The following is a 12546-nucleotide window of genomic DNA, read 5'->3' as shown; positions in this document are numbered from 1 at the left end:
ACGTCGTGAGGCGAGGCGCAAAGACACCATGAGGGGTGTCCTCGCGTAAAGCCCACGCGGTCCGTCCTCCGTGCCCGTCGACCTGCGGATCGCCCGGCTACCGCGGGCGGCGGGCGTGGGTTCGGCGTCGACGCAGACCCAGCAGCAGCAGCGGCATCGCGGCGAACCACGGGCCCTGGGTTGCCGTCGATCGGCAGCCGCAGCCCTTGGGGTCCTCGTCGGCGCCGGCGGAGTCGGTGTCACCCCCGTCCGATGCGGTGCCGCCGTCGAGGACGTCGTCGGCCTCGTCGTCGCCGGCAGTGCCATCGGCCGCCGCGTCCCCGACCAGGATCGAGACCGGGATGGACAGGCCCGCGTTGCCGTACTCGTCGATCGCGGTGACCTCGAGGGTGTAGAGCCCGGCCTCCACGTCGTTGATCTGCCAGCCCCAGGGCTCGAGGTTGTCGATCATCCCGGGCATGCCGTTGAAGTGGAGCTCTGCCTCGTCGACGATGCTGTCGTCGATGATGTCGACGATGACGGTGAAGTTGTCGCCCGCCTCGAAGGTGGAGCCCGACAGCGGCGCGGTGATGGTGACGATCGGACCGTCGACGTCGGGGATCCTGGGCCCGAATGCGCCGAGGATGTGCTGGTAGGAGTTCTGGAGCGGGATCCCGCAGTCGCAGGGACGGGCTTCGAACTCGCCGCACTCGGCGTCGATGTCCTGGAAGGACTTTTGCCCGCACCCGGACAGGTAGGTCATCGGATCTTCGCACAACAGCTCGTGGTCCAGGCCCCACGCGTGCGCGGCTTCCTGCCCGATGACCTCGGCGATGAGCCGCGGATTGTTGCCCAGCACCTCGGGGAAGGTGAAGGTGATCGGGTTCATGATGATGCCGCAGTCGAACGGCGCGACCCCGCCGGCGCCCGGCGCCACGCCGGATCCATCGCCGCAGACCACCGCCTCGTCATGGGGAACGTTGCCGGGGTCCACGTCGGTGACGTCGATGTTGAACGGCGCGAAGACGTCGCGCGTCTGGGCGACGACCTCCTGCCAGGATTCGTTGCCGAACGGGTACTCCGGCAGGGTGATGGGGCCGGTGGGGATGCTCGACGTGTTGCCGATCGAGTCGTTGGGGCCGGGCGTCAGATCCAGCCCCCCCGAGCAACGCTGGAGGAAGAGGATGTGGGGGGGGATGTCGGCCGCCTGCGGGCCGACGGGATCGGCGAGCGTGGAGCCGTGGACGCGCACGTAGGTGCCGCGGGGGGGCTCGCTCACCAGCCCGGGTTCTTCGCCGTGGGCGGTCCCCGCCGCGAACGTGACGCCCAGCGCGACGCCCAGCGCGACGCCTGGTCCAACGATGGCCGCGAACATTCGGCGAAGATCTGCACTCGGCGCAGACCAACTCCAGCTCCGGGGACCCCACGAGCGATTCACACCGAATAAGTGTCATAACCAAGGGGGCTCCGTCCACGACTTTGCGGTACCTCGGGTTCCGGGCTCGATTTGCCCCCGCCCGGGCAACCATGCCAGCGTGAGCACCGCCGATGTGGCGACGCGCGTTGGGCACGGCCTTGGGCCTCTCGGTGAGCTCGATCGACCGGCTGGAGGCCGGGCTGGGCGATCTGAGGCGCACGGCCGCGTTCGTGCAGGGCCGGCTGCAGTTCGAGCCCCGCGCGGATGACGTGTACGTGGCCACCTATCCGCGCTCGGGGACCACGTGGATGCTGTTCATGCTGCACTTGCTGGTGCGGGGGCCGGAGGCGGAGTTCCGCCACCTCCAGGACGTGTGCCCATGGTTCGAGCGCTCGCTGGCGATCGGGAGCCTGCGGGCCGAGGATCTGCGGCGGCTGCCCTCGCCGCGGATCTTCAAGACGCACCTGCCACCGCGGTGGCTGCCGACGGTCGGTCGCTTCGTGGTGATCGTGCGCGATCCGTCCGATGTGGCGCTGTCCTACTATGGCCTCCATCGCGACTACCTGGGGTTTGGAGGCTCGCTCGACGAGTTCCTGGTGCGCTTTTGCCGGGGTCGCGTGCAGTACGGCTCGTGGTGGACCCACGTGGAGCAGTGGCAGCGACGGGCGCAGGAGCGCCCCGGGGCGGTGGTGCTGCGCTACGAGGCGCTGCGGGCCGATCCGCTCGAGGGGCTGCGCGAGGTGGCCGAGGCGGTCGGGTGGTCGGTGGACGAGGCGAGGCTGGCGGCCGCAGTCGAGGGGGCGAGCCTGTCGCGGATGAAGGCGCTCGAGGAGCGCTTCGACCATGCGACCTCGCTGCTGCTCGAGCGCGGGGTGTCACCGCGCAGCTTCATCGGCAAGGGAGCCGCGGGGGCGCGATCGCTGAGCCCGGAGCAGCGGGCGCGGATCCACGCGGCGGGGCGCCAGGCCTCGCGCCGCCACGCCCCGTGGGAGCTGCCGGCGTTCCTGCACTGAGCGAGCCCTCGCGCCGCGCATGGTACCGTGGCGCCGCCTCGCGATGATCCATCGGCTGCGACCCGCGGATTCCTCGGACTTCGACTGGCTGCTCGCGCTGCCGCGCGGGCCCGCGCTGGGCTCCGATTCGGTCGGCGACGCGGAGCGGCGCGCTCGATTCACCCGAGCGTTCGGGGCCCAGCCATGGTGGGTGGTGGAGGTGGAGCGCCAGCCGGTCGGTGCGCTCTCGGTCGCATGGGACGAGGATCCCATCGTGCTCCACACGGTGGCGGTGACCCCTGCGTGGCAGGGCAGGGGCCTGGGGACGCGGCTGCTGCACGACGTGCTGCTGCAGGCGCGCGAGCTGGCGCGGCCGGTGGTGGCCGAGCTGCCCCCCGACGACCCCGCGCGCGGGCTGCTGCAGCGGCTGGGATTTTGGCCCGCGCCGGACGAGACGGGCACGTCGTCGCCCACGCGCCTGCGCTGGGAGGCAAGCATTCGAACCGACGTGACGCTACGGGCTGCGATGTCGCCGTGGGCCGATCCGATGCGACGTCGGGCGTGGGCACGTCGGCTGTTCGAGGGACCGGTGGACGACGCAGTGGGCTTTTGTCGCTTTGGTGCGGGGCGCTACGGCGTGCCCGCGCAGCCCTCGGCGCTGGTCATGGGCTGCGGCACGGGTCGCCTGCTTCGACCGCTCGCGCAGCTCGGGTGGTCGCTGACCGCGTACGAAGAGGATCCGGATCTACGGGTTGCCGCGGCGCGGCTGGCTGCGACTGGCCCTGCGGCTGGCCCTCCGTCTGGCCCGCGCTCGCCGGGCTCGATCACCGTGCGCGATGGAGACTTCGGCGAGCTGAATGCGACGCACGCGTTCGATCTCGCGATCGCCATGCACGGCACCCTCTGGCACGTGCTCTCGCACGAAGCCCGGGTGGACGCCGCCTCGCGTCTTCGTCGGGCCCTGCGCCCCGGAGGCGTGCTGCTGGTGGAAGGTCCCAACATGCCGTGGGTGCTGCGGGCCCATCGCGAGCCGCCTGCGACGACCGAGATCTATCACCGTGCCACCGTCTCTCGGATCCCGTCGCATGCCATCGACTTCCACGAGGGCGTGCTCGAGCATCGCGACCTGTTCGTGGTGGAGGTGGATGACGAGGAAGCGTCCGAGCACACCGACGTGCGTCGGTGGGCGCTGATGGGCCTGCCGCTCTGTCGCCTCGCGCTGCAGCAGGCGGGGCTGCAGGTGCTCGAGACCTTTCGCGACCTGGGAGCCACCGGCCCCTCGCGCGTCAGCGGCCCGCGGGTCGTGCTCGCGGCCGTGGCTCCGTCGTAGCCCGCGACGGTGCCACTCGATGCAGCGCTCACAGTGACGTGGTACTCGCCGACGCGCTCGGATCGGCCCCACGGGTGAAGTACACCCACGGACCGCGCAGCCCGACCTCGGCGTGCCATCCCGTGGGCAGCTCGGGTCGGGCCCAGTGGAACAGCCAGCGCGCGTCGACGGGAGGGACGTTGGTGCAGCCATGGCTGCGCACCTTGCCGAACTCGTCGTGCCAGTAGGCGCCGTGCAGGGCGAACGAGGCCCAGTAGTACATGGTCCACGGCACCTCCTCGACCGCGTAGGTGCCCGCGTCGGGATCGGGTCCCGACATGGTCACCGACGTGTACTTCTTGTGCACGCGAAACAGCCCCAGCGGGGGCTCGAAGCCCTCCTTGCCCGACGACACCAGGGTGGCGAGCACGGGCGCGTCGCCCTCGTAGGCCACCAGCACCTGCTGGTCGAGGTCGACGTGGATCCACTGGTCGGTCGCGCCGACCTCGTCGGGGCGCGCCGTGGCGGATGCGATGCGTACGTGCTCGAGCGAGGCGCCAAAGCCCTCGGGCGACACGGCGTGGCGCTGCCCGTCGCGCTCCCGCAGCTCTGCGACGGGGAAGCGAGCGAAGCGCTCCGCGGTGCCGCGGAGCGTTCCCGTGTCGGGATCGAGCAGCGGTGCATCGTCGACGTAGACGAACGCGAGCGGCAGCGCGTCGCGACCCGAGAGCCGCTCGCCGTGCATGGTGGGCGCGGGCTTCTCCTGTAGATCTCGGTCGCGCACGTAGTACCCCCGCACCGTGCGGCTGAGGGCCTCGCCGGCCACGGTGAGCCGCTGGTCCATCGCCACGAAGTGGGCGCCCTGGGCTCGCTCGCGAATGGGGGCGGTGGCGCCGGTGGCCAGCTCGCTCTCGCTGGGCACGCGCCAGTAGAGCGGCGCGGGGGTGTCGACCTTGGCGTAGCGATACGGCAGGGCCTGGTCGACGGCGGGGGGCTCGGTGGCCAGCGCCTCGGACAACGGGGCCGGATCGCTGGCCACCGAGAACCCGTCGCCGCTGCACACGTAGCCGCCGCCCACGAGCGCATACCAGCTCTTGCCGCAGCCCTCGCCGGGCACCCAGCGGTCGACCGCGAGCCGGCTGTTGCGGCGCACGACGCCCGCGATCCGTCGGGCGCCGCTGGGGAGGTGGAACACGGGCGCGTCGAACTGGTAGGCGAGGGCGGTCCGCGAACCGGCGACGGGCGGGGTGGCGTGGTAGCGCGCGACGTCGGCGGGCTCGCGCATGGGCGGACGAGTCAGCCGCAGGGCCTGCGGGGTGGCGGGGCGTCCCGCGGATGAGCCCACCGCATCGTTGCTCGAGCGCGAGCCCATCGACGTCGCGTGCGTCGCGTCGGCCGGGACCTTGGCGGGGCTCGGGTCTGGGTTTCGGCCTGGGTTCGGGCTCGGCTCGGGGTCTGGCGTGGGGGCGGACGCGCCGGCCGAGCCCTCGCGGGCCTCGGCCGACGAATCACAGCCGAGGCCGCTGCTGGCCAGGACGACGAGGGCGAGCAGGGCGAGGGCCGTCTTCGGGCGGCGTCGCGGGCTCACCTTCGTCAGCTGGGCCATGGCAGCGTTTCGAGCAGGTCTTGCAGGAGCACGGTGGGGCGGCGCGGAGGCAGGCGCGTGCCCATCAGGTGTCCGTGGGCGCGGGCGAGCTTGCCCAGGAGCTTCTCGTAGCGATGCCGGGCGATCGAGGGCGCGCGGGCCAGCTTGCGCTCGAGGTCCTCGCCCGGATGGAGCAGCAGCCGCGCGGTGGGATCGTTGCACACGTAGGGGCAGGCGCGAGGCCGTCGGGGATCGAGGGTCGTGCCCCCGCCCACGTACACGCTGGCGATCCGCGTGCCGAACTCGCGGGCGTGGAGGTCGTCGAAGTAGCGCTCGTCTTGCCACGCGCCGCGCCAGGCCCAGCCGATCTTGAGGCCGAACCCCCGCTGGCGCAGGTGCTCGGTCTGGGCCAGCTGGTGGGCGGCGTACGGGGGCAGGCCCGATCCCGGTGACGTGGTCGAGGACGCAGAAAGCTGCGCGAACTCGGCCAGTCGTCCCAGGGTGGAGGTCAGCCGCACGTCGATGGGCAGCCCCAGCGCGGCCGCGAGCTCGCGCAGCCGCCGTTGCACCTGCACGGCCGAGCGGCGCACCGCGAGCGCCTCGGCGCCAGCGGCCTGCGCGTTGCTGTCGGCCACCACCACGAGGCTGCGCTGCCAGCCCAGGGCGCGACGCACCAGCTCCTGGCCGTACACCAGGCCGAGTACGTCGATGGGCAGCCCGCGGCTGAAGCCCTCGCGGGTGGTCACGCCCACGCCGAACCATGCCGTGTGGGTGGCCCGCAGGTTGGTCCGGTCGAAGCGGTGCCCCGCCCGGTGCCCACGCAAGAACAGCTCTCGTCGCTCCACCAGCTCGAAGAGGCGGGCGGCGAGGGGAGGACCCTCGTCGAGGTGGGGCAGGAGAGCCAGGGGGCGTTGGACCGCGCGCATCGTCGTCACCGAGCGTCGGGCTTGGGGTGATGTCCCACGAAGGGCAGCGTCACCTCGGGTTGCCTAGCATCCGGTGGCCTTCGGTCGCAAGGAATCGGCCGATGTGCGTTCAGACCGCGCACGCTGTGTGCGCGCATGCGGGCGAGGGCCGACCGGCGAGATCGCGTATGCGCGTGTAGATCGCCTCGGCGTCCGGAGGGATCGCCTCGGCGCCGAAGCGATCGCAACCGCGGTGCTCGCAGTCCGTGCGTGCCCGGGGCGGGGCTCGAACCCGCACCCTTGCGGAGGGGATTTTAAGTCCCCCGTGTCTACCCATTCCACCACCCGGGCCAGAGGGGGCGAGGATACGAGATCACGCCCGCGATCGGCCATCGAGGGAGCATCGGGCCCTCTGCGGCGGTGGCGCCTACACCCGGCACCCGTGCATCCGGTTTCGGGTCGCGGTTGGGCTACACGCGCCCGTAGACCGGCAGCGTGCCGCCGCGCAGCTCGCCCGCGGCCTCCGAGGCGAGGAAGGCGATCGACTCGGCCAGTCGCCGGGGCGTGACCCACTGGCTCGCGTCCGCGTCGCCCATGGCGGCTCGGTTGGCGGGCGTGTCGATGACCGAGGGCAGCACGCAGTTGGCGGTGATGTCGAGCTGCCGCGTCTCCTCGGCCACGCTCTTGGTCAGCGCCACCACGGCCGCCTTGGCGGCGGCATAGGCGGCCAGACCCCCAGGAGGCTCCACCGCGGCGCGCGAGCCCACGGTGACGATGCGCCCGTAGCCGGTCTCCTTCATGCGCCGCAGCGCATGCTTGATCACGAGGAAGGTGGTCACCACGTTCAGCTCGAGCTGCGCGCGGAGATCCTCCACCGCGAAGGCGTCCGTGGGGCCCATCGCAAAGCCACCCACCAGGCACAGCGCGGCGTCGACTCGCGGCATCGCGTCGATGACTCGCTGCACCTCGGCCTCGTCGCGCAGGTCGGCGCGGGGGGTCGCCACCCGATCGGCATCCGCTCCGAGGTCGTGCCGCAGATGCGCGACCTGGCGGTCGTCGACCACGGGCACGGTCACCTGGGCCCCCTTGGCCAGCATCAGCGCCGTGACGGCGGTTCCCAGCCCTCCCGAGCCTCCGGTGACGAGCACGTGACGGTCCTTCATGGGGCACCATCGTGGCCCGTTCGCCCGCGGGACCACAAGCGGCGGCGATGAGTCGACGTGGGGCTGAACATGCGTGCATGTTCGCGCGGCTCGTGCTAAGGCTCGCTCGCCCGCAGCGACGGCCGTGCCCATGCCGGTCGCTCGCCCACGGCTCGCGCCGACGGCGGCTCCTCACCCAAGAGCCCCGCGGTCTGGCTCCTTGCCCCTCGCGCCTTCGCCTGGGCCTTCCCTCGCTGATCGTCGTGTCCGATTCCGCGACCACCGCCAAACCTGTTTCCAAGCCGGGTTCCAAGCCGGATTCCAAGCCGGGCGCCCCCCACTCCCGTCGCCGCCCCCGGGCGGCCGCCGAGCCCGACTTCATCGAGGTGCTCGGGGCGCGGCAGCACAACCTCCGCATCGATCGCCTCGAGATCCCCAAGCGCCAGATGGTGGTGCTCACGGGGGTGAGCGGCTCGGGCAAGTCGAGCCTGGCCTTCGACACGCTCTACGCCGAGGGCCAGCGCCGCTACATCGAGAGCCTCAGCAGCTACGCCCGGCAGTTCCTCGGCCAGCTCGATCGCCCCGACGTGGAGCACCTGCGGGGTCTGTCGCCCACCATCGCCATCGAGCAGAAGAGCGCGTCCAACAACCCGCGCTCCACCGTGGGCACCATCACCGAGATCTACGACTACCTGCGGGTGCTCTACGCGCGCGTGGGGACCCAGCACTGCCACGAGTGCGGCAAGGTCGTGCAGGGTCACAGCGCCGAGGAGATCGTGCGCGAGGTGCTGGCGGGGCCGCCGGGCCTCAAGCTCACGATGCTGGCGCCGCTGGTGGTCCACCGCAAGGGCGAGTTCCGCGATCTGTTCGAAGAGCTGGCGGGGCGAGGGTTCTTGCGGGTGCGCGTCGACGGCCAGGTGCATCGCCTCGACGATCCGCCCAAGCTCGACAAGAAGCTCAAGCACGACATCGAGCTGGTGGTCGACCGCGTGACCGTGCGCCGAGAGGACCGCGGGCGCATCGCCGAGAGCGTGGAGCTGGCCCTGCGCGAGGGCAAGGGCGAGCTGTGGGCGCTGTCCGAGGGAGCCGAGTCCGCCGAGGGCGACGACCCGATGCTGCGGTTCTCCGAGAACCGCATGTGCTGCGGGCACTCGTTCCCCGAGCTGTCGCCGCAGAGCTTCTCGTTCAACAGCCCGCTGGGCATGTGCCCCGAGTGCAACGGCCTGGGCACCCGCATGGAGGTCGACCCGGAGCTGGTGGTGCCCGACACCAACCTCTCGATCCATGGCGGGGCCATCGCGCCCTGGGCGGGTGCGGTGGACCGCGGCGAGGGCTGGACCTACCGCATCATCGAGGCCATGTCGGAGGCCTGCGAGGTCGACCTCGATACCCCGTGGAAGGACCTGCCCAAGCGCAAGCAGCAGCAGGTGCTCCATGGCCTGGGGGGCAAGCGGATCCGCGTGCAGTGGGGGCAGGAGGGCACCGAGAGCCACGGGAGCTGGGGCATGCGCTTCGAGGGGGTGATCCCCAACCTCATGCGGCGCTACCGACAGACCAGCTCCGACGCCGCGCGCGAGCACTACAAGAAGTTCTTCGCCGAGCGGGACTGCGACGCCTGCGAGGGTCGGCGGCTGCGCCCCGAGAGCCTCGCGGTGCGGGTGGCGGACATCGGAGTGTCGCAGGTCACCTCGATGACGGTGAGCGACGCCCATCGCCACTTCGAGGGCATGGATCTCAAGGGCAGCCACAAGACCATCGCCGAGGGCGTGCTGCGCGAGATCGTGGGACGGCTGACGTTCCTGCTCAACGTGGGCCTCGACTACCTCACGCTCGATCGCTCGGGCCCCACGCTCAGCGGCGGCGAGGCCCAGCGCATCCGCCTGGCCAGCCAGCTCGGCAGCGAGCTGTCCGGGGTGATGTACGTGCTCGACGAGCCCAGCATCGGGCTGCACCAGCGCGACAACCAACGGCTCATCGCCACGCTGCAGCGGCTGCGCGATCTGGGCAACTCGGTGCTGGTGGTCGAGCACGACGAGGAGACCATTCGCGCCGCCGATCACGTGATCGACTTTGGTCCGGGGGCGGGGCACCTGGGCGGGGAGGTGGTGTTCGCGGGCACGCCCCAGCAGCTCCAGCGCGACACCAAGAGCCTGACCGGGCAGTACCTCGGCGGGCGGCGCCGCATCGAGCTGCCGCCGGCGCGGCGGCAGCCCTCGGGTGCGATCGTGGTCGAGGGCGCGGCCGAGCACAACCTGCGGGAGGTCGACGTCGAGCTCCCGCTGGGGGTGCTGGCGGCGGTCACGGGGGTCAGCGGTGCCGGCAAGAGCTCGCTGATCAACGGGATCCTGCTGCCGGCGCTGTCGCGGGCGCTGCACGGCACCATGGTCAAGGTGGGGACCCACCGCGAGATCACCGGGCTCGAGGCGCTCGACAAGGTGATCGCGATCGACCAAAAGCCGATCGGCCGCACTCCGCGATCGAACCCGGGCACCTACACCAAGGTCTTCGATCAGGTGCGGCAGGTGTTCGCGCAGCTCCCCGAGGCCAAGGCCCGCGGCTACGCCCCCGGGCGGTTCTCGTTCAACGTCAAGGGCGGTCGCTGCGACGCCTGCGAGGGCGACGGGATGGTCAAGGTGGAGATGCACTTCCTCTCCGACGTCTACGTGCCGTGCGAGGTGTGCGGGGGCAAGCGCTACAACAGCGCCACCCTGGCCGTGCGCTACAAGGGACTGAACATCGCCGACGTGCTCGACCAGAGCGTCGACGACTGCCTGGAGCTGTTCGCCAACCACTCGCAGATCGTGCGGATCCTGAAGACGCTGGTCGACGTGGGGCTCGGCTACATGAAGATCGGCCAGACCGCGCCCACGATGAGCGGAGGCGAGGCGCAGCGCGTCAAGCTCAGCCGCGAGCTGGGCAAGCGGCACACCGGCCAGACGCTCTACCTGCTCGACGAGCCGACCACCGGGCTCCACTTCGAGGACATCCGCAAGCTGCTCGGGGTCTTGCAGCGGCTGGTGGATGCCGGCAACACCGTGGTGGTGATCGAGCACAACCTCGACGTCATCAAGTGCGCGGACTGGATCGTGGATCTGGGTCCCGAGGGCGGCGTGGGGGGAGGGCAGGTGGTGGCCCAGGGGACGCCGGAGGCGGTGGCCAAGGTCAAGGGGTCGTACACGGGGCAGTTCTTGGCGCCCTTGCTTCGGGGCACCAAGGTGGGGACCGGGGCGACCAATTCGAAGGGGACGAAGGGGACGAAGGGGACGAAGGCCGCCGAGGACACGGGGTGGTCGTCGAAGAAGAAGGCGTCGAGCAAGAAGGCGTCGAAGAAGAAAGCCTCGTCCAAGAAGGCTTCGCGTCGAGCGTCCGCCTGAGCCGAGGGCGCGTGAGTCAGCGGCACCGGGTCAGCTCACGGCGCCCCGGTCCTGGCCTGCATGGTCCCGCTCGCCGCGCCGCGGCATAGTCCGCCCGTGAGCGAGTCCGAGCGCCCCCGCGACTCCGATGGCCCCACGAGCCCCGCGAGCCCCACGAGCATGGATCGTCTGGACGCCGCTGCCCTGTCGGCGGGCGACGTCTACCGCTTGATGACCGACCTGGTCACCCCGCGCCCAATCGCATGGGTCTCCACGCTCGCCGAGGACGGCCGGCCCAACCTCGCGCCCTTCAGCTACTTCCAGGCGGTATGCTCGCGGCCGCCCATGGTGATGCTGTCGATCGCAACCCGTCCCGACGGCCATCCCAAGGACACCCTGGCCAACATCCTCGCCACGCGCGAGCTGACCATCAACCATGTGAGCGAGCCGCTGTCGCAGGCCATGAACGCGACCTCGGCGGAGCTGCCGGCCGAGGTCGACGAGTGGGAACTCGCGGGCGAGCCCGGCGCGCGCCTGCCCAGCCGACCCGCGGCCATGGTCCGGCCTCCGCGGGTGGCGAGCGCGAGGGCGGCCATGGAGTGCCGCATGACCCATGCGCTCCCTCTGGGCCACGGGCCCAAGGGTCCTTCGTCCACGCTGGTGCTCGCCGAGGTGCTGGTGTTCTGGGTGGCGCCGGGGCTGATTCGGCGGGACGAGCGCGGGCGCCTGTCGCCCATGGATCCCGCGGACCTCGGGGCGATCGGACGTCTGGGCGGGATGTCGTATGCTCGAACGCGGGATACGTTCGTGATGCCGCGACCCGGCGCGGGTTCCGGCTCGCATCGGCCGCCCAAGCCATGACCCGAAGGCATTGCCCGTGAACGACCGGATCGAAGCGCCAGCCCCCCCCATGCCCCCCGGCGATCTGTTCGTCGCGGCGCCGTCGGCGGTGTCGATCTACGAGGTGGGCCCTCGCGATGGTCTGCAGAACGAGAAGCAGATCCTGCCCACCGATCGCAAGGTCGAGCTGGTCGAGGGGCTCATCGATGCGGGGCTGCGCCGGGTGGAGATCACCAGCTTCGTCAACCCGCGCTGGATCCCGGCGATGGCCGATCACATGGAGGTCGCCTCGCGGATCAAGCCGCGCGAGGGCGTGCGGCTGTCGGCGCTGGTCCCCAACATGCGGGGCCTCGACGGCGCCACGCGGGCGGGCATGCAGGAGGTGGCCGTGTTCATGGCCGCCTCGCAGACCCACAACCACAAGAACATCAACAAGAGCACCGAGGAGGCGCTGCGCACCTACCGGGGGGTGGTGGGCGAGGCGCTCTCGCGCGGCATGAAGGTGCGCGGCTACATCAGCTGCGTGTACGGCTGCCCCTACGAGGGCGCGGTGCCGCTCGACGACGTGCTCATGGTCTGCCACGAGCTGCTCGACATGGGGGTCTACGAGCTGTCGCTCGGCGACACCATCGGCGTGGGCACGCCGCGCCAGATCGAGTACGTCTTTCGCGGGCTCATGCGCTCGGGCATCTCGCTGCCGCAGGTGGCGGTGCACTTCCACGACACGCGCGGCACCGCGCTGGCCAACATCACGGTCGCGCTGCAGTTCGGGATCGGCACGATCGACTCGGCGGTGGGGGGCCTGGGCGGCTGTCCCTACGCGCCGGGAGCCTCGGGCAACGTGGCGACCGAGGACGTCGTGTACATGCTGCAGGGCATGGGGGTCGAGACCGGGGTCGACCTCGATCGGCTGGTGGCGATCTCGGCGCGCCTGGGCGGCCAGCTCGCGCGAGAGCTGCCCAGCAAGTACCTCAAGGCGCACCTGGGCCACTGCGCGCGGCTGGGGCAGCCGGTCTATTAGTTA

At 71.2% G+C, this 12546-nt stretch carries 9 protein-coding genes and 1 tRNA gene; 5 read left to right on the top strand and 5 right to left on the bottom strand.

Features of this window, described 5'->3' with window-relative positions; all coding sequences use genetic code 11:
- Positions 1–97: 97 nt before the first annotated feature.
- On the bottom strand, positions 98–1354 hold the full coding sequence (locus OEB96_RS33940; RefSeq protein WP_266220993.1) for an Ig-like domain-containing protein: 1257 nt from the start codon (positions 1352–1354) through the stop codon (positions 98–100).
- Between the two features lie 212 nt (positions 1355–1566).
- On the opposite strand from OEB96_RS33940, the gene OEB96_RS33935 reads away from it, so the two are divergent.
- Positions 1567–2409 carry a sulfotransferase domain-containing protein gene (locus OEB96_RS33935; RefSeq protein WP_266220992.1) on the top strand — a complete coding sequence of 281 codons (843 nt, stop codon included), beginning with the start codon at positions 1567–1569 and terminating at the stop codon, positions 2407–2409.
- A 19-nt stretch (positions 2410–2428) separates the two neighbouring features.
- Positions 2429–3718, top strand: coding sequence for a GNAT family N-acetyltransferase (locus OEB96_RS33930; RefSeq protein WP_266220991.1), 1290 nt, complete (start codon positions 2429–2431; stop codon positions 3716–3718).
- Positions 3719–3746: 28 nt separating this feature from the next.
- Here OEB96_RS33930 and OEB96_RS33925 read toward each other — a convergent pair whose 3' ends face one another.
- From OEB96_RS33925 to fabG, 4 genes are all read right to left on the bottom strand, one after another.
- Positions 3747–5303, bottom strand: coding sequence for a L,D-transpeptidase family protein (locus OEB96_RS33925; RefSeq protein ID WP_266220990.1), 1557 nt, complete (start codon positions 5301–5303; stop codon positions 3747–3749).
- A complete protein-coding gene (locus OEB96_RS33920) occupies positions 5291–6208 on the bottom strand; it encodes a hypothetical protein (protein WP_266220989.1) in 918 nt (305 codons plus the stop codon). Before OEB96_RS33920 ends, OEB96_RS33925 begins: the two co-directional genes overlap by 13 nt.
- A 250-nt stretch (positions 6209–6458) precedes the next feature.
- A tRNA-Leu gene (locus OEB96_RS33915) sits at positions 6459–6538 on the bottom strand.
- A gap of 119 nt (positions 6539–6657) precedes the next feature.
- Positions 6658–7350 (bottom strand): 3-oxoacyl-ACP reductase FabG, encoded by a 693-nt coding sequence (gene fabG / locus OEB96_RS33910; RefSeq protein WP_266220988.1) that lies wholly within the window; start codon positions 7348–7350, stop codon positions 6658–6660.
- A gap of 365 nt (positions 7351–7715) precedes the next feature.
- Between fabG and uvrA the strand changes: the two genes are divergently transcribed.
- From uvrA to OEB96_RS33895, 3 genes are all read left to right on the top strand, one after another.
- Positions 7716–10703: an excinuclease ABC subunit UvrA gene (gene uvrA / locus OEB96_RS33905; RefSeq protein ID WP_266221299.1), complete on the top strand. Its 2988-nt coding sequence runs from the start codon at positions 7716–7718 to the stop codon at positions 10701–10703.
- A gap of 96 nt (positions 10704–10799) precedes the next feature.
- Entirely contained in the window at positions 10800–11543 is a 744-nt protein-coding gene (locus tag OEB96_RS33900) for a flavin reductase family protein (RefSeq protein ID WP_266220987.1), read from the top strand.
- A gap of 16 nt (positions 11544–11559) precedes the next feature.
- Positions 11560–12543: a hydroxymethylglutaryl-CoA lyase gene (locus tag OEB96_RS33895; protein WP_323137462.1), complete on the top strand. Its 984-nt coding sequence runs from the start codon at positions 11560–11562 to the stop codon at positions 12541–12543.
- The last annotated feature ends 3 nt before the right edge of the window (positions 12544–12546 follow it).

It is taken from the genome of Paraliomyxa miuraensis (assembly GCF_026337845.1).
Lineage (GTDB): Bacteria > Myxococcota_A > Polyangia > Nannocystales > Nannocystaceae > Paraliomyxa > Paraliomyxa miuraensis.
This window is presented reverse-complemented; position numbering and strand designations above follow the sequence as displayed.